Raw genomic sequence first — 22,070 nt, 5'->3', positions numbered from 1 at the left:
CCCGAACAGAGCCGATCCGACAGAGCTGACGGGGTACGCGTAATGGTTGTTGCTTCCCATCAGAACAATCAGAAAACCACATTACACGCGTTATGCAAGCAAAAGTTGTATCCGTTGACGAAATGTCCGGTTGTGGTGCCGAACGCTTGCCTTCGCTTTGGCGTCGCGTACAATCTATGGAGGTGGAGCGCCATGGCTGGTGCAACAGCGAGGGGGCCAAACGTGGACGCGGACGAGACTCAGCCCAACGTATCATCGCAGATCAACGCCGGAGTGAGCCTGACGCCGACCCGCAAGGTTTGGGAAACACCCGTCATCTCGGTCGTTCCCGCCCATTCGGCGCAAGCCGGATCGAGCGGCGAGTCGGACGGGGACGGCACGTCCTGAACGACAAGCGCCGTCAGCGATGGGGTTTATCGGAAGTTGCGGGCGGCCCCTGACGGCGGGCGCGGTGGCTGCCCTGTCGGTTCGCCCTCGCACCGCGCGTAGGGTCCTCCACGACGGCGCGTTTTCCGGCGGGGTATGCGACGGATCGCAGTGCGCACGGGACGGGCGTACCTGCCTGCTCTTCGACGGGCGGCTGGATAATCGCGATGACATTTTCCGTGCCTTGCGCCAACAGGATCGGCACGCGCCGGATCTGCACGAGGCGGAAGACGCCTCCCTTGCGCTTGCCGCCTTTGCCGCCTGGGGGCCCCGCTCCTTCGACCGGCTGATCGGCGATTATGCACTCGCCGTGTGGGAGGCGGGCGAGCGGCGGGTTTGGCTGACCACCGATCCCGGAGCACTGCGCACCCTGTTCTTCTGGTCCGATGGTGGCCACCTGCTGTTCGCCACCGAGCAGCGCGGCCTCTTCGCCTGCCCGGAGGTGCCGCGCGAACTCGACCGGGACCAGATGGCGGCGTGGCTGTGCATGCTGCCGCGCGAGCCGCTGCGCACCTTCTTCCGCAACGTCAACCGGGTTCCGCCCGGCCAATCCGTGTGCTGGACGCCCGGCGACGTCGCGCTGGAGCGCTGGTGGCGGCCCGAGGATGTGCCCGCGCTGCATCTGCCGCGCGACGAGGACTATGAGGAAGCGCTGCGCGAGGCTTTTGGCGAGGCGGTACGCGCCCGCATGCGCCCCGGCGAGCGCATTGGCAGCCATCTCTCGGGTGGGCTGGACAGTTCGAGCGTCACCGCCTTCGCGGCGCGTGAACTGGCGGGGCAGGGGCGGGGCCTCACCGCCTTCACGGCGGCGCCGCGCCATCCCCAGCCTGCCAGCCACAACCGTTTCACCGATGAGTGGCCCCACGCCGCCGAGGTGGCGGCGCTGTACCCGAATATCGAGCATGTGCGCATTCACAACGATGCCGAGCCGCTTCTCGACGCCCTCGATGTGCGGGAGCTGGGCAGTGACTGGCCGGTGCTGAATGCCAGCAACACCGTATGGGCCACGGCGATAAACCGGGACGCGCGCCGGCGCGGCCTGGACGTGATGATGCAGGGGGCCGTCGGCAATTTGACCATCAGTTACGGTGGGCAGGAGTTGCTGGCGGAGCGGCTGCGCAACCGGGATGTTCCGGGCAGCCTGCGCGCGATGCGGGACCTGCGTCGCGGCGGCGGGCGCTCCTGGCCGGGCATTGCCGGGCAGGTGGCCGACAGCCTTCTCCCCCTCGGCGTGCGGCGGCGTCTGCGGGCAGCCATGGGCAAGAGCGAGCCCGGGCTGTTCGACCATTCCGCCATCCGTCCGGAGTTTCTTCGTGGGTCAGGTGTCGAGGAGCGCGCCATCGCGATGGCGTGCAACCTGCGCAACCTGGGGTATGGCGACAGTCGCGCCCTGCGCCTTGCGGGGCTGGATCGCGGCGATCATCGCGGCCATGCGGCCATGGCGACGCGGCGCCTGTTCGGCCTCGATGTCCGCGATCCCACCGGCGACCGGCGGCTGGTCGAACTGTGTCTGTCCATTCCCGACGAACAATTCGCGCGCGGCGGTGTGCCGCGCTCGCTGATCCGGCGGGCGATGCGCGGCATCCTGCCGGATGTTGTGCTGGACGAGCGGCGCAAGGGCCTGCAATCGGCGGACTGGCGGGTTAATTTCGACGCGGCCCTCCCCGGATTGCGGCAGGAAGTGGCGCGGCTGCGCAACAGCCCCTTTGCCAGCGAATGCCTCGACCTGAACCGCATGGAGGCGCTGCTCGATACCTGGCCCGGGGTCACCGACAGCAGTCCGCAGTCGAAATACGACTATGTCCTGGCGTTCAGCCGGGCGCTGACCGCCGGCCGGTTCATCCGCCGCATCGAGCGCGGCAACGGGTAGCCCCCGGCGCTCGACCGGCGAGACCGCGACAGCCTGCCTTCAGGCGTAACCCATATGGGTCATGACGCGGGAATGCGCTGCGGCGACGCGCTCCGCCAGTTCGGGGGGCAGGGTTTCCCGCCACCCGCCCGCACGGCCGGCGCGAAAGAAGGGCGCGGTAGAGCTGCGATAGCGTTCGCGAAAGCCGGCGCGGCCCTCCTGCGCGGCCAGCGCGCCGAAGCTGCCGGCGTCGAGGCTGCGGCCGACAGCATCCGGTGCGTCGTCCAGCTCGAGGAAGCGGCAGAGCCGCGTAAAGCTCTCCAGCGGCTCCGCCAGCATGTCTTCATAGCGCAGCCGCAGCAGCCGCACATCGGCGGCATTCAGCCAGCTTTCCACATGGGCGCTCCAGGACGAGAGCCAGTGTTCGACGTTCACGTTGAGGTGGCTGCGCGAACGGCCCATCCGGAACTGCGCGTCCGACACCATGTCCACGCCCTCGCTGAGGGATCGCCCGAGGTGATGGGCGAGCGACACCGCCACGTCGCGCGGGTCGCGAATGAGGTAGACGGCACGGTCGATGGCGTCTGGGGGGATCGCCGGCTCGCGCGCGCCAGGCGGAACGAGGTGCGAATCATGCGTCTTGTAGATGCCGGGGTGCGTCTCCGCGATGCGCCGGCTGGTCCAAGGGCGAATCAGCGCTACCTCTTCCGGCGTCAGGTCCGCGTGCTCCAGCCCGGCATGAAAGTCCTGCAACGGCCGTGAGGTGAGATTCGGGATGAGCGACAGGTCGGCATTGATATTGATCGCCCGCCCACCATGCAGATGGCTGGCGATGAAGGCGCGCATCCAGGTGTTGCCGGACTTCGGATAGGAGGCGATGAGGGTGAGGCCGGTCATCCCCGCACCGCCGCCTCGATGGCGTCGAGCCAGCGATCCGGCGGCCCGTTCAGCTCTCGCGTCAGCACGTGGACGGGAACGCGGTTGGCGATCTGCACGCGCGTGCGGAACAGGAGGGCATCCCGCCCCAGTTGCCGGGCCACCCGGGGCCGGAAGGTGTCGCTCTCCAGCGCGGTTATGATGTCCAGAGGCTTCGACAGCCTGCGGATGCCCTCGTCGTCGCCCGCTACGGGTGCGCGCAAGAGGACGACGGCGCGCAGCGGCATCGGCTCGCGAGAGCCCGCCTGGTGCGCGAGATAATGGTATTTCTCCTGCCCGCGCCTGTTGCGCTCAAGGCCTTCCGGCGAGAGCGCTGCCGCCTCCATGGTGTCGCGCCACAGCTTCAGGCGGGGAAAGGACGGACGGACCAGCGGCGCCTCCGCGCTTTCCACCACGCAGACATCGTCGGCGAGCACCGCGAATCCGCGGCGCCCAAAATGCAGCGCCAAAGTCGACTTCCCCATGCCGGAGCGGCCGCAGAGGGCGACCGCGCCACCGTGCATGGCGACGCATGAGCCGTGGAGGGGAAGAACGCCGCGCTGGTGGCAGACGACGCCGAGCACCGTTCCCAGCAGGAACAGCCGGATTTCCGCGGGGCTCGCCTGTGGGCTGGGCGAAATCACGATCTCGCCGCCGGGGTGTACGAGGTATCGTCCGACATGCGGCACCGCCAGCAGGACGCTGCCCATGCCGTCGACCTGCAGCAAGGCACTCGCCTCCTGCCCGCCGGGGAGTTGCTCGGGAACATCGCCAATTCGTATGGTGAGATCGGCGGGGCGGTCGTCGCCCGTCCAGGCCATCAGCTCGGGCAGAGGCAGTTCCGAGCTGAGACGCCAGCCGCACAGATAGCCATCGGTCATTGGGCCCAGCCGGGTTCAGCCGTGTATGTCGATCAGGTTCCGGGTTTCCAGCTGCGCCAGGAAGGCGAGCACGTCACTCTCTATGCGGGTCTCGTCGGCATCGTATTCCGCGGAGAGCGCGTGGCACAGATGGTCGACCCGCTGAGGCCGCTCCAGCCGTCGCCAGATGCCCGCCGCCACTGCGTTCAGGCCGAAATAAAGACCCTGCTGGATATCCAGCAACACCTGGGTGTCGCCCACCTCCGCCTCAAGCGGATGGGCCCGCCGAACCACTTCCGACGTGCGAGAGATGGGCATGGATCAAGTTCAGGTTGTTACCAAACGCTCTACACGTATCTTGAAGAGATTGTACCGTCCAGACCGCGGCGCCGAGGGTTTGACGACCGCAGGAAGAGCGGCACGAGCTTGCCGCCGTGACGATCGATGACGTTGCGCCGCATATGGGGGGAGCTTCGCGATGGCGGCCGTGCTGCACGAGGCGGCGGCGCTGCCCTTAGGTTATGCGCACGGCCGGGCGCCGTTCGTTTCAGCCTGTCTTTGAAGTCGAAGGAGCGTTGTGCCCGGCTCGGCTGACGGCCGAACTGGCAGAGGCACTGACGTGGCCGGTGTTTCGCAAGCATCGAGGAGCGATGCAGGCGCCTTGACCACCCATCGCAGCGGACAGCGCGTCCGCCGGCCCTTATCGATCCGGCGGCGCGGGCAGCCATTGCCAAAGCATCGGCCTGCTCGTTCGTCTCGTGCGCGGGCGGTCATGGGCGCGGATGATGAGTCGCGCGGCACAATGCGTGTGTGGATGCGGAACGATTCGGGCGTCGTGCTCGCCGAGGACGGGCAGGGCGGCAGCCCCGGGGGGCCGGCGCGTGCCGGCGTCAGGCTTTCGCGGTGCGGCGCGCCGGCTTGGCAGCGGGTTTCACGGCGGCCTTCGCAATGGCGCGTTCAGCTGCCTCCTGCGCCAGTCGCGCCTGTTTCAGCCGCGCGATCTTGGCTTCCCGCAGCGTCGATTCCTGCTCGATCATCGACATGGCAATGCGCGATACGGAATCGGCCTTGCTCTCGGACTGGGAGAGCTTCGGCTTGAAAAGTGTCTCCTGCGCACGTTTGGGCATGCTGCGGCTCCCTTCGTAAACGCAAAAAAGGCCGGGTTGCCCCGGCCTTCCACTGCTGCCTCAACGGTCTCTGCCAGTACATCCGTGGTCAGAGACAGGAAGCAATTTCTTCACGCGGCCTTGAGGCTGCCGGCCGAGCTCTTGCCGCTACGACGGTCGGTCTCGAGCTCGTAGGACACCTTCTGGCCTTCGTTCAGGCCCATCATGCCGGCGCGCTCGACAGCAGAGATGTGCACGAACACATCCGGGCCGCCGTTGTCCGGCTGAATGAAACCAAAGCCCTTCTGGCCGTTAAACCACTTCACAGTACCCGTAGCCATGACTAAATCCTTTCAGTCGACATAGAGATTTGAGTGCACGCACGTGTGCGAGCATCAGGTTGACATCGATTTGAGAGGAAGTTCGCTACGGCGCAAGGTTGCGCAAAACAAAGTTCAACGTCCAAGATCGATGTCTCATCGTACAGAAGGTTGGTTACTTTTACAACCCCTGCAAGATCGTTTTTACTCGGCGGCCTGGGAGGCCGGGCGCGGCTGGCCGCGGGGCACCATGGGCTTCTTTTTCGGCGCGGCGATGAGGCCTTCGCGTATGGCCTGCTTGCGGGCGGCCTTCTTCGCGCGGCGAACCGCTTCGGCGTCTTCCCGCGTGCGGCGCTCGGAGGGCTTCTCGTAGGCCCGGCGCGCCTTCATTTCCCGGAAGATGCCTTCGCGCTGCATCTTCTTCTTCAAAACCCTCAAGGCTTGCTCGACATTGTTGTCGCGAACGAGAACCTGCAATTCGTGTCCGATCACATGCAGCACAGCTGCTGGTTTGGCGGCTTGTCGGAACCGACGGTGCTGCCTCTCACAAGGCGCAGAAGCCGAAGATTGAGAGCACGCCCCGAAGGGCGCAACTCGGTCGGCCACTACATAGCCTGATCACCCCACCGACAACAAGCGGCGAGCGCGGCTTCCAGGTCGGCGAAGGAGTGGCGGCTCGACAGATTTATGACCCCGGCGTCGATCTCGGCAGCAAATATCGGCCAGTAACGGTCGACGGCGCTGCTCAATTCCTCGCCGTCGCACAGGCCGCTCGCCCGAAGCCCCATCTCGCAGATAGTCCTGGCGCGATCCTCGATGACGTCCATGCCGCAACCTTAGCAGATGGTCGTGCGCGGGCAATCCGCCACGAAAAGATACCACTTTTACAAAAGGATGGATCGTTCGGCGCGGCTCGGCGTTCCCTGTCATTAGCCAGCGGACAGCAACGCTGCAACGGGGTTTCAGAGCATGCCAATCGCGGTGCTGGTGGTGGAGGACGAAGCGCTGGTTCGCTTCGACATAGCCGATTATCTCAGCGAGGCCGGCTTCGAGGTGCACGAGGCGGCGGGGGCCGACCAGGCACTGGCGATTTTGGAGGCCAACCCGAATATCCGTCTGCTCTTTACCGATATCGACATGCCCGGCAGCATGGATGGCCTGAAGCTCTCCGCGGCGGTGCGAAACAGATGGCCGCCGGTGCAGATCATCGTCACATCCGGGAATCGGTCCGTCGGCGACACCGACCTGCCGACCGGCAGCATGTTCTTCGCCAAGCCGTACATTCCCGCCGACATCGTCAGGTCGATGAATACCTTGATCGCGCGCGCGCGGGGCTGACGATCTCGGCCGCCGTGCAAGACCCCCAAGCGCGTGAAGCGGGAAAGCTCGGTTCCGCGTCCTATCTAGATATTGACGCGCGGATTGGGTGGCGGCCTATATGTAGGCGTCACGGTCCTTCGAGTCGCATGGCTTGAAGGCTAAGAGGGAAGCCGGTGCGACACCGGCGCTGCCCCCGCAACTGTAAGCGGCGAGTTCATGTCCAGTCCTGACGCCGGGAGGCGAAGGGGGCCACTGGGGCGCAAGCCCTGGGAAGGCGGGCATGGGCGCAGAACCGCGAGCCAGGAGACCTGCCGTGACCTCGATCGATTCGTCCATGGGCGGGGTGCCCGATGGAACGCTGTGGCTGCGCGGGTCCGTGCCAGGGACCGGGCGAGCTATGCCGTCCGCGTAAACCCCTCCCGATTTGCAACGGGGTTTGCTGCCGATGTCTGTCCCTCTCGAAGCCGAACGCGCCGGCCAGTTTGCGCCGCTCCCGCCATCCGCGCCGCAGCCGGTAGCGACGCCCGGCTACCAGCTCATCCGCCGCAACGGCGCGGTGACGCCGTTCGATGCGTCGAAGATCACTGTCGCGCTGACCAAGGCGTTCCTGGCGGTCGAGGGATCGACTGCGGCGGCGTCACGGCGCGTGCATGACAGCGTTGCCGGCCTGACGGCGCAGATCGTTGCCGGGCTCACCCGCCGCGCGGATACCGGGCGCACCTTTCATATCGAGGACGTCCAGGACCAGGTGGAACTCGCGCTGATGCGCAGCGAGCACCACAAGGTCGCCCGCGCCTATGTGCTCTACCGCGAGGAGCGGGCCCGGGAACGCGCGGCCGCGCGGGTGACCTCAAAGGCGACGTCCGCGCTCCACATGGTGACGTCGGGGGGCGAGAGACTGACTTTCGACGAGGCCCGCCTCGCGACCCTGATCGAGGAGGCGGCCGCCGGCCTCGCCGACGTCTCGGCGGAAGCGGTCCTCGCCGAGACCCACCGCAATCTCTATGACGGCATCAGCGTGGACGAACTGGCGCTCGCGCCTATTCTCGCCGCCCGCACGCTGATCGAGACCGAGCCGAACTATGCGCGCGTGTCGGCCCGGCTGCTGCTCGACAAGCTGCGGCGCGAGGCGCTGAGCTTTCTCGACGGCCGGCCCGATCAGGCCACGCAGGCTGAAATGGCCGCGCGCTACCGCGATTACTTCCGCGCCTATCTCGCGCGCGGCATCGCGGAGGAACTGATCGACCCGGAGCTCGGGCGCTTCGACCTCGACACGATGACCAGCGCGCTGCTGCCCGAGCGCGATCTGCAATTCGACTATCTCGGTCTGCAGACGCTGTATGACCGCTATTTCCTGCATTCGCGGGGCATACGTTTCGAGCTGCCGCAGGCGTTCTTCATGCGTGTCGCCATGGGGCTCGCCCTGCGCGAAGTGGATCGCGAGGCGCGGGCCATCGACTTCTACCGGCTGCTGTCGTCGTTCGATTTCATGGCCTCGACGCCGAGCCTGTTCAACACCGGCACGCTGCGCCCGCAGCTCTCCTCCTGCTTCCTCACAACGGTGGCGGACGATCTCGACGGCATCTTCAAGTCGATCAAGGACAACGCCCTGCTGGCGAAATATTCCGGCGGGCTGGGCAATGACTGGACGCAGGTGCGTGGCCTGGGCGCCCACATCAAGGGCACCAATGGCGAAAGCCAGGGCGTCGTGCCATTCCTGAAGGTGGCGAACGACACCGCCATCGCGGTGAACCAGGGCGGAAAGCGCAAGGGTGCGGTCTGCGCGTATCTGGAAACCTGGCACATCGACATCGAGGAATTCCTCGACTTGCGCAAGAACACCGGCGACGACCGCCGCCGCACCCACGACATGAACACCGCCAACTGGGTGCCGGACCTGTTCATGGAGCGGGTGGAGGCGGATGGGCCCTGGACGCTGTTCTCGCCCGATGAGACGCCGGAACTGCACGACCTTACCGGATCAGCCTTCAAGACTGCCTATGAGGCCTTCGAGGCGAAGGCGGCGCGCGGCGAGATGAAGGTCGCGCGGCACGTGCGCGCGCTCGATCTGTGGCGGCGCATGCTGACCCTGCTGTTCGAGACCGGCCATCCCTGGATCACCTTCAAGGACCCCTGCAATATCCGCTCGCCGCAGGGCCATGTCGGCGTGGTGCACTCCTCGAACCTGTGCACCGAGATCACGCTGAACACGAGCGCCGACGAGGTGGCGGTGTGCAATCTTGGCTCGGTGAACCTGCTGGCCCACGTGACGGCCGAAGGGCTCGACCATGAGCGGCTGGCGCGCACGGTGAAGACCGCGATGCGCATGCTCGACAACGTCATCGACATCAATTTCTACACCATCCCCGAGGCGCGGCGCTCCAATCTGCGCCATCGGCCGGTGGGGCTCGGCATCATGGGCTTCCAGGACGCGCTGCAGGCGCTGCGGATTCCCTATGCCTCGGACGCCGCCGTCCGCTTCGCCGATGAGAGCATGGAGGCGGTGAGCTTTCTCGCCATCGAGGCCTCCTGCGACCTCGCCAGCGAGCGCGGGCGCTACCCCTCCTTCGAGGGCTCGCTGTGGTCCAAGGGCGTCCTGCCGATCGACAGTCTCGCCCTACTGAGCGAGGCACGCGGCGGGGCGACGTTCGACCGCTCCGCGACGCTGGACTGGGACGGGCTGCGCGAGCGGGTGAAGAGCACGGGGATGCGCAACTCCAACACCATGGCGATTGCCCCGACCGCGACGATCTCCAACATTTGCGGCGTGTCGCAGTCGATCGAGCCGGCCTACCAGAACCTCTTCGTCAAATCGAACATGTCCGGCGATTTCACCGTGGCGAACGCCGCCTTGGTGCTTGACCTGAAGGCGCGGGGCCTGTGGGACGCGGTGATGGTGTCTGACCTCAAATATCACGACGGCAGCGTCGGCCCGATCGACCGTGTCCCGGAGGACCTCAAGGCGCTCTACGCTACCGCCTTCGAAATCGAGCCCTCCTGGCTCATCGAGGCAGCGGCGCACCGGCAGAAATGGATCGACCAGGCGCAGTCGCTGAACCTCTATGTCGCCAACCCGTCCGGCCGAAAGCTCGACGAGACGTACCGGCTGGCGTGGAAGCGGGGCTTGAAGACGACGTATTACCTGCGCTCGCGCGCGGCGACGCATGTCGAAAAATCGACGTTGAAAGGTACCGATGGCAGGCTCAACGCCGTCGGGGCAGTAATGACGGCCGCGCCCATCCGCGTGCCGGCGAACGCGTTCGGCCCGGCCTGCGCGATCGACGATCCCGATTGCGAAGCCTGCCAATAGGCCTTTTCCTTTAACCACACCGTCATGCCCGGCCTTGGGCCGGGCATCCACGCCTTCGACGCAACGAAAGCCTGGGATGGCCGGGCCGAGCCCGGCCATGACGGCCATCTTGAGATGCACAATGCTCGACTGGTCCGATACGACATCCGCACCCGTTCCCCTTCCGCCTGATCTCCCATCCGTGCCGACCGATGCCACCGGCCTCGGCGCCATTACGCGCGGCGGCGCCCGGGTCCGTGTCGACGAGAAGCGGATGATCAACGCCCGCGCCGACGTGAACCAGCTTCTCCCGCTGAAATACAAATGGGCGTGGGAGAAATATCTCGCCGGCTGCAACAACCACTGGATGCCGACCGAGGTGTCCATGCAGGCCGACATCGCGCTGTGGAAGTCATCGGGCGGCCTGACCGAGGATGAGAGGCGTATGCTCAAGCGCAATCTCGGCTTCTTCGCCGCGTCGGAATCGTTGGTGGCGAACAACATCGTGCTGGCGATCTATCGCCACCTCACCAATCCGGAATGCCGGCAATATTTGCTGCGGCAGGCGTTCGAAGAGGCGGTACACACCCACACCTTCCAGTACATTGTGGAGAGCCTCGGCCTGGATGAGGGCGAACTGTTCAACATGTACCGCGAGGTGCCCTCGATCACCGACAAGGCGGCGTGGGCCTTGAAGCATACCCAGAGCCTCGACGACCCCGCCTTCGCCACCGGCACGCCGGAGGCCGACCAGCAATTCCTGCGCGATCTCGTGGCGTTCTATGTCGTGTTCGAGGGGATGTGGTTCTACACCGGCTTCGCGCAGATTCTTTCGCTCGGCCGGCGCAACAAGATGGTCGGCATCGCCGAGCAGTACCAGTACATCCTGCGCGACGAGAGCCTCCATCTGAACTTCGGCATCGACGTGATCAACCAGATCAAGGCCGAGAACCCGCATCTGTGGACGCCTGGCTTCCAGGATGAGGTGCGCGGCATGCTGAAGGACGCCGCCGAGCTGGAAGCCGCCTATGGACGGGACACCATGCCGCGCGGCTTGCTCGGGCTGAACGCGGCGTCGTGCGAGCAGTACATGCACGTCATCGCCAACCGTCGCTGCGCCCAGCTCGGCCTCGCCCCGGTGTTCGCCGAGGCGGAAAATCCGTTCCCGTGGATGAGCGAGGCGATGGACCTCAAGAAGGAGAAGAACTTCTTCGAGACCCGCGTGATTGAATACCAGAACGGCGGCGCGCTGGCCTGGGATTGAGCACCGGTCCGGCGCGACGGGGGCGATTGAAGTCTTAACGACACAAGGGCCGGGCTCGGACCGGCCATCCACGGGTTGGCGGCGAGGGCGACGCCGTGGATGGCCGGCCCGAGGCCGGCATGACGCATTCCGCGCACGCCGACGAAGCCGTGTTCCTGCGGCGGTCGCCGTGGCCGCGCGAGGCCGGCCGGCGGGGCAGGGCCCGGCCTTTATGCCGCCTTTACGCCCGGGCGCAGCAATCCGGATCGAACGCTTATTCGGCCGGGCCTACATGAAGCTCCAGCTCAACCAGGAAGCTGGAATCATGCTGGATCTCGTCTATCTCGCCGTCGCCATCGGCTTCTTTCTGCTGATGGCGGCCTATGCCCGCTTCACATCGGTGGGGTGAGGCCATGTTCGATCTGCTGCTCGGCGGCACTGTCGCCCTTGCCCTTTCCGTCTATCTCGTGACCGCCCTGCTGCGGCCCGAGAAGTTTTGACGGCTCCCCACTCTTCTCGAAAGCCCAAATGCCATGACCGTTCAAGGCTGGCTCCAGATAGCCATCATCTTCGCGCTCGTACTCGCTGCGGCCGTGCCGCTCGGCGCGTATATGGCGCGCGTCTATGCCGGTGAGCGCACGTTGCTCTCGGCGCTGCTCGGCCCGTGCGAGCGGGTGCTGTACCGGCTCGCCAGCGTCGATCCCACCCGCGAGCAGAGCGCGCTCGGCTACACCCTCGCCATGCTCGCCTTCAATGCGGCAGGCGTGGTGCTGCTTTATGCGATGCTGCGCCTGCAGGGCGTGCTGCCGTTCAACCCGCTCGGCTTTGCCGGGGTAAGCCCGGACCTCGCCTTCAACACGGCGGTCAGTTTCGTGTCCAACACCAACTGGCAATCCTATGCCGGCGAGACCACGATGAGCCTGTTCAGCCAGATGGCCGGGCTCACCGTGCAGAACTTCCTCTCCGCCGCCACCGGCCTGGCGCTGGCGGTGGCGCTGGTGCGGGCGTTTGCCCGCTCCAATGCCGGCACCGTCGGCAATTTCTTCGTCGATATGACCCGCTCGACGCTCTATGTGCTGCTGCCGCTCGCGCTGCTCACGGCGGTGGTGCAGGTGGGGATGGGCGTGCCGCAGACCATGAACGCCACGGTTGTCGCGACCACGCTCGACGGCGCCCAGCAGACCATCGCCACGGGGCCGGTGGCCAGCCAGATGGCGATCAAGCAGCTCGGCACCAATGGCGGCGGTTTCTTCAACGCCAATGCCGCGCATCCCTTCGAAAATCCCACCCCACTCTCCAACGCGCTGGAAATCTGGCAGATGCTGGTCATCTCCGCCGCGCTGGTCTTCGCCTTCGGCCGGTTGATCGGCGACAGGCGGCAGGCGAGGGCGCTGGTGGCGGCCATCGCGCTCATCCTCGTCGCCGGTGTCGCCATTACCTATTGGGCGGAGGCGGCCGGCACCCCCTCGCTGGTGGCGGCGGGTCTCGACCCGGCGGGCGGCAATATGGAGGGCAAGGAGGTCCGCTTCGGCCTCGCCGCTTCCTCCCTGTTCGCGGCGGTAACCACCGGCCTGTCGGATGGCGGCGTCAATGCCATGCACGGCTCGTTCACCCCGCTCGGCGGCATGGTGCCGATGTTCCTGATCCAGCTTGGCGAGATCCTGCCGGGCGGCGTCGGCTCGGGGCTTTATGGCCTTCTGGTGATGGCGATCCTCGCCGTGTTCGTGGCCGGCCTGATGGTCGGGCGCACGCCGGAATATCTCGGCAAGAAGATCGAGGCGAAGGAGGTCAAGATGGCCATGCTCGCCGTGCTCATCCTGCCGACGGTGATTCTCGGCTTCTCGGCGGTGGCGGCGGTGCTGCCGACGGCGCTTTCCGGCCTCGGCAATGCCGGCCCGCATGGGTTGTCGGAGATCCTCTATGCCTATTCCTCTGCGGCGGGGAATAACGGCTCGGCCTTTGGCGGGCTCTCGGCGAATTCGCCGTGGTGGAACACCACGCTCGGCCTCGCCATGCTGTGCGGCCGCTTCGCCTACATCGTGCCGATGATGGCGATCGCCGGCTCGCTTGCCGCCAAGACGCGCCTCACCGCCTCGACCGGCACCTTCCCGACCCACGGCCCGCTCTTCGTGGGGCTCATGGTCGGCATCATCCTCATTCTCGGCGGCCTGCAGTTCTTCCCCGCTCTCGCCCTCGGCCCGATTGCCGAGCAGGTGCAGATGCTGGCCGGCAAGACCTTCTGATCCCGCCGCTTGGAGACACCCTCATGTCCACGCACACCAAGGCGTCCGGCTCCGCCTTCGCCTCTCCCGAGCTGATCGGGAGAGCGGCACGCGATGCCGTGACCAAGCTCAACCCGGCGGCATTGATGCGCAACCCGGTGATTTTCGTCACCGAAATCGTCGCCGCCCTTGTCACCGTGCTGTTCGTCCGCGATTTCCTCATAGGCAACCCGCTGGCCTTTACCGGCCAGATCATGGCGTGGCTGTGGTTCACCGTGCTGTTCGCCAATTTCGCCGAGGCGCTGGCGGAGGGCAGGGGGCGCGCGCAGGCCGACAGCCTGCGCAAGGCGCGCACCGATACGGTGGCCCGGCGGCTGCGCAACCCCGCTAACCGGATGACCTTCGACAGGGTCTCGGCGCTCGACCTCAAGGTGGGCGACCATGTGCTGGTCGAGGCCGGCGACCTCATCCCCGGCGATGGCGAGATCATGGAGGGCATCGCCTCGGTCAACGAGGCCGCCATCACCGGCGAGAGCGCGCCGGTGATCCGCGAATCCGGCGGCGACCGCTCGGCCGTTACCGGCGGCACCACGGTGATCTCCGACTGGCTGGTGGTGCGGATCACCGCCGCGCCCGGCTCCTCCTTCCTCGACCGTATGATCGCGCTGGTGGAAGGCGCCGAGCGGCAGAAGACGCCGAACGAAATGGCGCTCTCGGTGCTGCTGGTCGGCATGACGCTGATCTTCCTCATCGCCGTGGTCTCGCTGGCCGGGCTGGGGCGCTACGCGGCGGCGGATGTTCCGGTGCCGGTGCTGGTGGCGCTGCTGGTGACGCTGATACCTACCACCATTGGCGGCCTGCTCTCCGCCATCGGCATTGCCGGCATGGACCGGCTCATCCGCCACAACGTGCTCGCCATGTCCGGCCGCGCGGTGGAAGCGGCGGGCGATGTCGACACGCTGCTGCTCGACAAGACCGGCACCATCACCTTCGGCAACCGCATGGCGACGGAGATCATCGCCGTTCCCGGCATCCGCGAGCATGAGGCGGCGCTGATCGCGGTGCAGGCGAGCCTTGCCGACGAAACCGCCGAGGGGCGCTCGATCCTGGCGCTGGCGCGCGAAAACTACGGCGTCACCACCGATGCGGCCGCGCTCGAAGGCGCGAGCTTCGTCGCCTTCTCGGCGGCGACCCGGCTTTCCGGCGTGGATGTCGCCGGCCGGCGCATCCGCAAGGGCGCGGTCGATGCCGTCAAGCGCTTCGTGCAAGGTGTCGATCCCCGCGCTTCCACCGGCATTGCCGCGTTCGACGCGGCGGTGGAGCGCATCGCCCGCTCGGGCGGCACGCCGCTCGGCCTCGCCGAGAATGGCCGGCTGCTGGCGGTCATCCACCTCAAGGACGTGGTGAAGCCGGATATCAAGGAGCGCTTTGCCGAGCTGCGTCGCATGGGCATCCGCACGGTGATGGTGACGGGCGACAATCCGATCACCGCTGCCGCCATCGCCTCCGAGGCCGGCGTCGACGATTTCATCGCCGAGGCCACGCCGCAGGACAAGCTCGCCTATATCCGCACCGAGCAGCGGCACGGGCGACTGGTCGCCATGTGCGGCGACGGCACCAATGACGCGCCGGCGCTTGCGCAGGCCGATGTCGGCGTCGCCATGCAGTCCGGCACCCAGGCGGCGCGCGAGGCCGGCAACATGGTGGACCTCGACAGCGACCCGACCAAGCTGATCGAGATCGTCGGCATCGGCAAGCAGTTGCTGATGACGCGCGGCGCGCTGACCACCTTCTCCATCGCCAATGATGTGGCGAAGTACTTCGCCATCATTCCCGCTCTGTTCATCGCCGCCATTCCCGAGCTGGGGCTGCTCAACGTGATGGACCTCGCCTCGCCGCAGAGCGCCATTCTCTCGGCGGTCATCTTCAACGCGCTGATCATCGTCGCGCTGATCCCGCTTGCCCTGCGCGGCGTGACCTATCGCGCGGCGGAAGCCGGCTCGGTGCTGGCGCGCAACCTCGCCATCTACGGGCTGGGCGGCATCGCACTGCCCTTCATCGGCATCAAGCTCATCGATCTCGCTTTGGTGGCGATGGGTCTGGCGTGAGCCGGTCACAGTAATCCCGTCATCCCCGGGCTTGGCCCGGGGATCCACGCCTTCTTCAGCAAGCCGCGCCAGCAAGGCGTGGATGGCCGGGCCATGCCCGGCCATGACGGCGGCACGGCTGCAATCTCAATCTACTGGAACCACAATCCGAGGACTGTTCCATGCTCACCTTTCTCCGCCCGGCGGTGACGCTGCTCGTCGCCTTCACCCTGCTTACCGGCATCGCCTATCCGCTGGCGATGACCGAAGTCGCGCAGGCACTGTTTCCTCAGCAGGCGGGTGGGTCGCTGGTCACCCGCGACGGTGTGGTCGTCGGCTCGGCCCTGATCGGCCAGAACACCACCGGCGCCGGCTATTTCCACCCGCGCCCCTCGGCGGCGGGCGCGGGCTATGACGCCGCCGCCTCGTCCGGCACCAATCTCGGTCCCACCAGCGCCAAGCTGGCGGAGCGGCTGAAGACGGATGTCGACGCGCTGCGGGCCGAGGGGCTCACCGGCCCGATTCCCGCCGACATGGTGACGACCTCCGGCAGCGGGCTCGATCCGCATGTCTCGCCGGCCAACGCGCTCGCGCAGGTAGCCCGCGTCGCCGGCGCTCGCGCTCTCGACCCGGCAGTTGTGCGCGCTCTCGTTGAGGCCCACATAGAGCCGCCGCAGCTTGGCGTTTTCGGCGATCCGCGGGTGAACGTGCTGGCGCTCAATCTCGCGCTGGACAGCCTCGCCAAGGCCGCCCCGCGCTCGTGAGACGGAGATGAGAATGAGCGCCGAGGGGTCCCCTCGCGCCGACCCGGACGCCCTGCTTGCCGCCGCCGAACGCGAGGCGCGCGGCAGGCTGCGCATTTTCCTCGGCGCCGCGCCGGGGGTCGGCAAGACCTATGCGATGCTCTCGGCCGCGCGCGCCGCCAAGGCAGGCGGCCGGGATGTCGTTGTCGGCCTTGTCGAGACGCATGGGAGGGCCGAGACCGAGGCGCTGACAGCCGGGCTGGAGATTCTGCCGCGCAAGGGTATTGCCTATCGCGGCCGGCTGGTGCCGGAATTCGACTTGGAGGCCGCGCTGGCGCGCCGACCGGCGTTGCTTCTGGTCGATGAATACGCCCACTCCAATGTCGAGGGCTCGCGCCATCCCAAGCGCTGGCAAGATGTGCAGGACTTGCTCGTCGCCGGCATCGACGTGTGGACGACGCTCAACATCCAGCATGTCGAGAGCCTCAACGATGTCGTGCAGCGCATCACCGGCGTGCGGGTGCGCGAGACGGTGCCGGACGCGGCGCTGCGCAAGGCCGACGAGATCATCCTCGTCGACCTGCCGTCCGACGAACTGCTGAAGCGGCTTGCGGATGGCAAGGTCTATGTCGAGGACACCGCCACCCGCGCCGTGCAGGGCTTCTTCAAGCCGAGCAACCTCACGGCGCTGCGCGAGCTCGCCCTGCGCCGCGTCGCCGCGCAGGTCGACAGCGATCTGGTCGAGCGCATGCAGGGCGCGGCGATCGAGGGGCCGTGGGCGGCGGGCGAGCGGCTGCTGGTCTGCGTCGGGCCCGACATGGCGGCGGAGCGCGTGGTGCGCGAGGCCAAGCGCCTCGCCGACCTGATGGACGCCGCGTGGTTTGCGGTGACGGTGGAGCGCCCCGGCCATGTGATGGCGAGCCCCGACCGGCAGAAGCTGGATGCCGGGCTGCGTCTGGCCGAGAGTCTCGGCGCGGAGGTGCGCTCGCTGGTGGCGGGGGACGTCGCGGCCGAGCTGCTGCGCTTCGCCCGCTTCGAGAATGTGACGCAGGTGATCATCGGCAAGGCCCGGCGCCGCTGGCCGCTGGGCGCGCTGCGCCGGCCGCTATCGGGCGCGCTGGTGCGCGGCTCGAATGGCATTGCCATCCATGTCGTAACGGCCGAGGCGAGCGACGCGCCGGCGGGCTGGCGGGCGCGGCTGCCGCCGGCCGGGCCGCTTGCCGGCTATGTAACAGCTGGCGCCGGTGTCGCCGCCGCCTCGCTGCTCGGCCTCGTGCTGACCCGCTTCGTCGCGCTGCCGAACGTCTCTATGCTCTATCTGCTCGCCGTGCTGCTGCCGGCGCTGCTGCACGGGGTGTGGCCGGCAATCCTCGCCTCCGCGCTCTCCTTCCTCGCCTATAATTTCTTCTTCATCGACCCGGTGGAGACCTTCACCGTCGCCCGGCCGCATGAACTGCTCGCCCTGCTGGTGTTTCTCATCGTCGCCGTCATCATCTCGGCCATTGCCGGCCGGGCGCGCGAACAGGCGCGCCTCGCGGCACAGCGCATGCGGGCGACGCGGCGGCTCTACGACTTCACCCGCAAGCTCGCGGCGCTGCCGGATCAGGCCTCGGTGACGGAAGCCGCCGTTGTCGAGCTGCACGCGGCGCTCGGCCGGGCCAGCGTCATCCTGCTGGCACAGGAGGGGACGCTGGTCCTGGCCGCCGCATGGCCGCCGGAAGACCGGCTCGACACCGCGTCGATGACGGCTGCCGGCTGGGCCTTCGACCATGGCGAGGCGGCGGGCGCGGGCACTGGCACCTTGCCGAGGGCGCCCTGGCTGTTCCAGCCGCTGGGCGGGGGCGCGCGCGGCGCGCGCATCGGCGTCGTCGGCATCGAGCATGACGGCGCGGCGCCGCTTGACACCGAGAGCGAGGGCCTTCTCGGCACGCTGGCCGAGCAGACGGCGGCGGCGCTGCTGCGCACGCTGCTGTCGGCCGAGGTGACACGCGTGCGCACCGCCGCCGAGACCGAGCGGGTGCGCAACATCCTGCTCGCCTCCATCAGCCATGATTTCCGTACCCCGCTCGCCTCGATACTGGGTGCCGCGACGAGCCTGATCGACTATGGCCCCGGCATCCCCGAAGAGGCGCGCCGCGACCTGCTGGCGCAGATGCGCGAGGAGGCGGAGAATCTCGACCTGATGGTGCGAAACCTGCTCTCCATGACGCGGCTGGAGGCCGGGGCGCTCGACATGCGCCGCGACTGGGTGGATGTGGTGGAGATGATGAACCGCGCCGTCGCCACGGTCCGCAAACGCGGCGCCCCCCAGCGCTTCGTCGTCACCAGCGCCCCCGATCTGCCGCTGATCGAGGCCGACCCGAGCCTGATGGACCAGGCGCTCGGCAATGTCGTCGCCAATGCCGTGCGCTATGCCGGCCCCGGCGCACGTATTGGGCTCTCCGCGACGGTCATCGGTGGCCAGATGGCCATTGCCGTGACCGATGACGGGCCGGGGATACCCGCCGAGACATTGCCGCACGTGTTCGAGAAATTTGTGCGCGCTCCGCGCGGGGCCGGCGATGGCGGCGACGGCTCGGGGCTCGGTCTCGCCATTACGCGTGGCATTGTCGAGGCTCATGGCGGCACGGTCTCGGCGCGCAGCCCGGCGCCCGGCCAGCGCAACGGCGCCCGCATCGCCCTGCGGCTGCCGCTTTCGCCGCGCGCCGCCACGCCGGAGGATGGGGCATGAGTGCGGGCACAGTGCTGGTGGTGGACGACGAGCCGGCGATCCACCGCTTCATGGCGCCGGCACTTGCCGCGAACGGCTACGAGGCCCTGCGCGCCGACACGGGCGCACAGGCGGTGGCGCTGGTGGCCAATCGGCGGCCGGACGTGGTTATTCTCGATCTCGGCCTGCCGGACATGGACGGCAAGGAGGTGATCCGCCGCCTGCGCGAATGGTCCGATGTGCCCATCCTCGTGCTCTCGGCACGCGATCGCGAGGTGGAGAAGATCGAGGCGCTGGACCTCGGCGCCGACGATTTCATCAACAAGCCCTTCGGCATGGGCGAACTGATGGCGCGCCTGCGCGCCGCGCTGCGGCACAGGATGCAGGGCAAGGGCGAGATTCCGGTGCTGCGGCTGGGCACGGTGGAGATCGACATTCCCCGCCATCGGGTGCTGCGCGAGGGTGAGGAGATCAAGCTCACGCCGAAGGAGTTCGAACTCGTCGCCTTTCTCTCCCGCCATGCCGGCAAGGTGCTCACCCACCGCCACATTCTGCGCGAAGTGTGGGGCCCGGCGCATGAGCACGACACGCAGTATCTGCGCGTCTATGTCGGGCAGCTCCGCGCCAAGCTGGAGGTCGACCCCGCCAATCCGTTGCTCATCGTCACCGAGCCGGGGGTGGGCTACCGGGCGGGCGACTAAGCCCGGCCCGGCAGGCTTTCTCAGGCGTCGATGTCGACGTCGCGGGTCTCGGTGCCGAGGAGCAGGGCGATCAGCGTCAGGCCCGCCATCGCCGAGAGGTACACACCGACCCAGAACGGGCTTCCGCCGCCCCACGACCAGAGCGCGATGGCGATGAACGGAGCTACCGCCGCGCCGAGGATGGACGACACGTTATAGGCGATGCCCGAGCCGGTGTAGCGGACATTGGCCGGGAACAGTTCCGGCAGCAGCGCCCCCATCGGGCCGAAGGTCATGCCCATCAGGCTGAAGCCGAGGATGAGCCACGCCATAACCCCGACCGGGCCGGCGGCCAGCATCGGCACCCAGGTGAGGCCGAAGGCGATGATCGCAAGCGTCACGCCGATCAGCGTGCGGCGACGGCCCCAGCGGTCGGCCCAGGGGCCGGAGAGCATGGTGAAGATGCCGAAGAACATCACGCCAATGATCATCATCAGCACGAAGGTCGTGTAGTCATAGCCGAGCCCGGGCAGCGCGGCGCCGGTGCCGGCACGACCATAGCTGAGCGAGAAGGTGGTCATCAGGTAGAACAGCACATAGGTCGCCAGCATGTAGAAGGTGCCGAGCACCAGCTGGCGCGAATGGGTACGGAATACCGAGGCGAGCGGCAGCTTGTGCACCTTGCCGTCGCTTACCGTCTTCGTGAACGCCGTGCTCTCGACGAGATGCAGGCGCACCCACAGGCCGACCGCCACCATGACGATGGAGAACAGGAAGGGGATGCGCCAGCCCCATTCCAGGAAGGCGTCGGACGGGCGGGTCGGGTTTTCCGACGGGAGGATCGCGGCGATGAGCAGGAAGAGGCCGTTGGCGAGAATGAAGCCCAGCGGTGCGCCGAGCTGCGGGAAGGTGCCGTAGACGGCGCGCTTGCCGGGCGGGGCGTTCTCGGTCGCCACCAGCGCTGCGCCGCTCCATTCGCCGCCGATGGCGAAGCCCTGCGCCAGGCGCATCACCACGAGGAGGGCGGGCGCCAGCCAGCCCACCTGGTGGAAGGTCGGCAACAGGCCGATGAGGAAGGTGGCGACGCCCATGGTGAGCAGCGCGCCGACCAGCGTCACCTTGCGCCCGCGCTTGTCGCCGAGATGGCCGAAGAAGATGGCGCCAAGCGGCCGGGCGACCATGGCGGCGCCGAAAATGGCGAAGGAGGCCAGCAGCGCCGTGGTGTCGTTACCCGCCGGAAAGAACAGGTGCGGAAACACCAGCACCGCAGCCGTCGCGTAGACGTAGAAGTCGTAGAATTCGATGGTCGTGCCGATCAGGCTCGCCAGAATGACCCGGGAGCGAGGGTTGGTGACGGCACCGGCGTGTCCGGCGGCAAGGGTGGACGACATGGGAGGCTCCGGGGACGACAGGCGACCGGAAGCCTCGTGGCATCGGCCGGCAGGGGCAAGGCAAAGGGATTGGACGCCCTTCTAGACCACCCTGTCGGCAAAAGCAGCCCAGGGGCGCCGCCGTTTTGACACGCGCGCGCCCCCCGTGCCCCATGGGCTCAGCCCGGCGGGTCGACCTTGACGCCCTGCGGGCCCACTTCGATCTGCAGCGAGTTCTTGTCCTCTTCATAGGCGCGGTAGGCAAAGAAGGCGGCCACGCCCGCGAGGACGATGACGGCAAGGATCAGGACATTTCGATTCATGATTTTCCCCGTTTGCATCGGTCCGCCGGTGGTTGCCCGGCGGGCGAGCGGTAACAGAACGTGACAGGCCCGCATTGGGTTCCGCCATCGACACACCGCGACACCGGCCATCCACCCGCCTTGAGGCGCCTCCCCACGGGTTCCTCTGCGGATGCCGCAGCGCTTTCCGCGATATTCCGCATCCGTGCCAGCGCCTTCGCGTGAAAACGAAGCTGATCTGTCCCTCCACCGTTGCGGCATCCGCGCGCCAAGATCGGCGCCATGTCAGGTTCGTCCTGTCGCGCAGGCGTTTTGCGATGCCGTGCGTCGCACTTTCCTGCGGAAGTGATCGGTATTGCTTTCGCTCATCTCGACAGTAAAGAGATTGGCGTTAGGTCACTATACCTTGGTATATTTCATGTTGAATCCCCCAATGTTAGTGATATTTATGACGTGTCGGGTTAAGTATTTTATGGGGTCAAGCATTCGCGGTTCCCGTAGGGTATGTGCTGACGTCCGGTAACCTGTATGGCGATGGCTGTGCTTGGTGCGGACGGTCCGTTTCTTGACGGCCGACAACAGGCGCCGCTTGGGGGCGGCATGTCACGACGAAACAGCCGCGAAGAGC

Annotated in this window: 19 protein-coding genes and 1 riboswitch; of the genes, 10 read left to right on the top strand and 9 right to left on the bottom strand. The window is 67.1% G+C overall.

Annotated features, from left to right (window positions below; translation table 11 throughout):
* The first annotated feature begins 406 nt into the window (after nt 1-406).
* Nucleotides 407-2,296 carry an asparagine synthetase B family protein gene (locus ACQY76_RS19080; RefSeq protein WP_428030268.1) on the top strand — a complete coding sequence of 630 codons (1,890 nt, stop codon included), beginning with the start codon at nt 407-409 and terminating at the stop codon, nt 2,294-2,296.
* Between the two features lie 39 nt (nt 2,297-2,335).
* On the opposite strand, the gene ACQY76_RS19075 is transcribed toward ACQY76_RS19080, so the two are convergent.
* The 7 genes from ACQY76_RS19075 to ACQY76_RS19045 all read right to left on the bottom strand — a co-directional run bounded on the left by ACQY76_RS19075 (nt 2,336) and on the right by ACQY76_RS19045 (nt 6,303).
* Nucleotides 2,336-3,172 (bottom strand): sulfotransferase domain-containing protein, encoded by an 837-nt coding sequence (locus ACQY76_RS19075; RefSeq protein ID WP_428030267.1) that lies wholly within the window; start codon nt 3,170-3,172, stop codon nt 2,336-2,338.
* Nucleotides 3,169-4,071 carry a hypothetical protein gene (locus ACQY76_RS19070; RefSeq protein ID WP_428030266.1) on the bottom strand — a complete coding sequence of 301 codons (903 nt, stop codon included), beginning with the start codon at nt 4,069-4,071 and terminating at the stop codon, nt 3,169-3,171. The genes ACQY76_RS19075 and ACQY76_RS19070 overlap by 4 nt, the downstream gene beginning before the upstream one ends.
* 15 nt (nt 4,072-4,086) lie before the next feature.
* Nucleotides 4,087-4,368: a PqqD family protein gene (locus ACQY76_RS19065; RefSeq protein WP_428030265.1), complete on the bottom strand. Its 282-nt coding sequence runs from the start codon at nt 4,366-4,368 to the stop codon at nt 4,087-4,089.
* A gap of 572 nt (nt 4,369-4,940) precedes the next feature.
* Nucleotides 4,941-5,177 (bottom strand): hypothetical protein, encoded by a 237-nt coding sequence (locus tag ACQY76_RS19060; RefSeq protein WP_428030264.1) that lies wholly within the window; start codon nt 5,175-5,177, stop codon nt 4,941-4,943.
* A 110-nt stretch (nt 5,178-5,287) separates the two neighbouring features.
* Nucleotides 5,288-5,497 carry a cold-shock protein gene (locus tag ACQY76_RS19055; protein ID WP_213372541.1) on the bottom strand — a complete coding sequence of 70 codons (210 nt, stop codon included), beginning with the start codon at nt 5,495-5,497 and terminating at the stop codon, nt 5,288-5,290.
* Between the two features lie 183 nt (nt 5,498-5,680).
* Nucleotides 5,681-5,953 (bottom strand): 30S ribosomal protein S21, encoded by a 273-nt coding sequence (gene rpsU, locus ACQY76_RS19050; RefSeq protein WP_428033058.1) that lies wholly within the window; start codon nt 5,951-5,953, stop codon nt 5,681-5,683.
* Between the two features lie 128 nt (nt 5,954-6,081).
* Nucleotides 6,082-6,303 (bottom strand): hypothetical protein, encoded by a 222-nt coding sequence (locus ACQY76_RS19045; RefSeq protein ID WP_428030263.1) that lies wholly within the window; start codon nt 6,301-6,303, stop codon nt 6,082-6,084.
* Between the two features lie 142 nt (nt 6,304-6,445).
* Here ACQY76_RS19045 and ACQY76_RS19040 point away from each other — a divergent pair, with 142 nt between their 5' ends.
* The 9 genes from ACQY76_RS19040 (at nt 6,446) to ACQY76_RS19000 (ending at nt 19,791) form a co-directional block, all read left to right on the top strand.
* On the top strand, nt 6,446-6,814 hold the full coding sequence (locus ACQY76_RS19040) for a response regulator (protein WP_428030262.1): 369 nt from the start codon (nt 6,446-6,448) through the stop codon (nt 6,812-6,814).
* Between the two features lie 95 nt (nt 6,815-6,909).
* A riboswitch (cobalamin riboswitch) is annotated at nt 6,910-7,126 on the top strand.
* 115 nt (nt 7,127-7,241) lie between these two features.
* Nucleotides 7,242-10,106, top strand: a complete 2,865-nt coding sequence (locus tag ACQY76_RS19035) for a ribonucleoside-diphosphate reductase subunit alpha (protein ID WP_428030261.1) — start codon at nt 7,242-7,244, stop codon at nt 10,104-10,106.
* A gap of 121 nt (nt 10,107-10,227) precedes the next feature.
* Nucleotides 10,228-11,349, top strand: a complete 1,122-nt coding sequence (locus ACQY76_RS19030; protein WP_428030260.1) for a ribonucleotide-diphosphate reductase subunit beta — start codon at nt 10,228-10,230, stop codon at nt 11,347-11,349.
* A gap of 362 nt (nt 11,350-11,711) precedes the next feature.
* Nucleotides 11,712-11,828, top strand: coding sequence for a K(+)-transporting ATPase subunit F (gene kdpF / locus ACQY76_RS19025; RefSeq protein ID WP_428030259.1), 117 nt, complete (start codon nt 11,712-11,714; stop codon nt 11,826-11,828).
* 33 nt (nt 11,829-11,861) lie between these two features.
* Entirely contained in the window at nt 11,862-13,571 is a 1,710-nt protein-coding gene (gene kdpA / locus ACQY76_RS19020; protein ID WP_428030258.1) for a potassium-transporting ATPase subunit KdpA, read from the top strand.
* Between the two features lie 23 nt (nt 13,572-13,594).
* Nucleotides 13,595-15,658: a potassium-transporting ATPase subunit KdpB gene (kdpB, locus tag ACQY76_RS19015; RefSeq protein ID WP_428030257.1), complete on the top strand. Its 2,064-nt coding sequence runs from the start codon at nt 13,595-13,597 to the stop codon at nt 15,656-15,658.
* 161 nt (nt 15,659-15,819) lie between these two features.
* Nucleotides 15,820-16,401 carry a potassium-transporting ATPase subunit KdpC gene (kdpC, locus tag ACQY76_RS19010; protein ID WP_428030256.1) on the top strand — a complete coding sequence of 194 codons (582 nt, stop codon included), beginning with the start codon at nt 15,820-15,822 and terminating at the stop codon, nt 16,399-16,401.
* Nucleotides 16,402-16,414: 13 nt separating this feature from the next.
* Complete coding sequence (locus ACQY76_RS19005; protein ID WP_428030255.1) at nt 16,415-19,111, top strand: DUF4118 domain-containing protein; 2,697 nt, start codon at nt 16,415-16,417, stop codon at nt 19,109-19,111.
* Nucleotides 19,108-19,791, top strand: coding sequence for a response regulator (locus tag ACQY76_RS19000; RefSeq protein ID WP_428030254.1), 684 nt, complete (start codon nt 19,108-19,110; stop codon nt 19,789-19,791). The genes ACQY76_RS19005 and ACQY76_RS19000 overlap by 4 nt, the downstream gene beginning before the upstream one ends.
* A gap of 20 nt (nt 19,792-19,811) precedes the next feature.
* Here ACQY76_RS19000 and ACQY76_RS18995 read toward each other — a convergent pair whose 3' ends face one another.
* Both ACQY76_RS18995 and ACQY76_RS18990 read right to left on the bottom strand, forming a co-directional pair.
* Complete coding sequence (locus ACQY76_RS18995; RefSeq protein ID WP_428030253.1) at nt 19,812-21,161, bottom strand: MFS transporter; 1,350 nt, start codon at nt 21,159-21,161, stop codon at nt 19,812-19,814.
* Nucleotides 21,162-21,319: 158 nt separating this feature from the next.
* Nucleotides 21,320-21,463 (bottom strand): hypothetical protein, encoded by a 144-nt coding sequence (locus tag ACQY76_RS18990; protein WP_428030252.1) that lies wholly within the window; start codon nt 21,461-21,463, stop codon nt 21,320-21,322.
* Between the last annotated feature and the right edge of the window lie 607 nt (nt 21,464-22,070).

Source organism: Ancylobacter sp., from assembly GCF_965279025.1.
Taxonomy (GTDB): Bacteria; Pseudomonadota; Alphaproteobacteria; order Rhizobiales; family Xanthobacteraceae; genus Ancylobacter.
This window is presented reverse-complemented; position numbering and strand designations above follow the sequence as displayed.

Excerpts from the sequence above, each read along its gene's own strand:
- ACQY76_RS18995 (WP_428030253.1), bottom strand. The coding sequence starts at position 21,161 with ATGTCGTCCACCCTTGCCGCCGGACACGCCGGTGCCGTCACCAACCCT.
- ACQY76_RS19030 (WP_428030260.1), top strand. The coding sequence starts at position 10,228 with ATGCTCGACTGGTCCGATACGACATCCGCACCCGTTCCCCTTCCGCCT.
- kdpB (WP_428030257.1), top strand. The coding sequence starts at position 13,595 with ATGTCCACGCACACCAAGGCGTCCGGCTCCGCCTTCGCCTCTCCCGAG.
- ACQY76_RS19045 (WP_428030263.1), bottom strand. The coding sequence starts at position 6,303 with ATGGACGTCATCGAGGATCGCGCCAGGACTATCTGCGAGATGGGGCTT.
- ACQY76_RS19055 (WP_213372541.1), bottom strand. The coding sequence starts at position 5,497 with ATGGCTACGGGTACTGTGAAGTGGTTTAACGGCCAGAAGGGCTTTGGT.
- ACQY76_RS19000 (WP_428030254.1), top strand. The coding sequence starts at position 19,108 with ATGAGTGCGGGCACAGTGCTGGTGGTGGACGACGAGCCGGCGATCCAC.
- ACQY76_RS19005 (WP_428030255.1), top strand. The coding sequence starts at position 16,415 with ATGAGCGCCGAGGGGTCCCCTCGCGCCGACCCGGACGCCCTGCTTGCC.
- ACQY76_RS19075 (WP_428030267.1), bottom strand. The coding sequence starts at position 3,172 with ATGACCGGCCTCACCCTCATCGCCTCCTATCCGAAGTCCGGCAACACC.
- ACQY76_RS18990 (WP_428030252.1), bottom strand. The coding sequence starts at position 21,463 with ATGAATCGAAATGTCCTGATCCTTGCCGTCATCGTCCTCGCGGGCGTG.
- ACQY76_RS19060 (WP_428030264.1), bottom strand. The coding sequence starts at position 5,177 with ATGCCCAAACGTGCGCAGGAGACACTTTTCAAGCCGAAGCTCTCCCAG.
- ACQY76_RS19070 (WP_428030266.1), bottom strand. The coding sequence starts at position 4,071 with ATGACCGATGGCTATCTGTGCGGCTGGCGTCTCAGCTCGGAACTGCCT.
- ACQY76_RS19040 (WP_428030262.1), top strand. The coding sequence starts at position 6,446 with ATGCCAATCGCGGTGCTGGTGGTGGAGGACGAAGCGCTGGTTCGCTTC.
- ACQY76_RS19065 (WP_428030265.1), bottom strand. The coding sequence starts at position 4,368 with ATGCCCATCTCTCGCACGTCGGAAGTGGTTCGGCGGGCCCATCCGCTT.
- kdpF (WP_428030259.1), top strand. The coding sequence starts at position 11,712 with ATGCCCGCTTCACATCGGTGGGGTGAGGCCATGTTCGATCTGCTGCTC.
- kdpC (WP_428030256.1), top strand. The coding sequence starts at position 15,820 with ATGCTCACCTTTCTCCGCCCGGCGGTGACGCTGCTCGTCGCCTTCACC.
- ACQY76_RS19035 (WP_428030261.1), top strand. The coding sequence starts at position 7,242 with ATGTCTGTCCCTCTCGAAGCCGAACGCGCCGGCCAGTTTGCGCCGCTC.
- ACQY76_RS19080 (WP_428030268.1), top strand. The coding sequence starts at position 407 with ATGGGGTTTATCGGAAGTTGCGGGCGGCCCCTGACGGCGGGCGCGGTG.
- kdpA (WP_428030258.1), top strand. The coding sequence starts at position 11,862 with ATGACCGTTCAAGGCTGGCTCCAGATAGCCATCATCTTCGCGCTCGTA.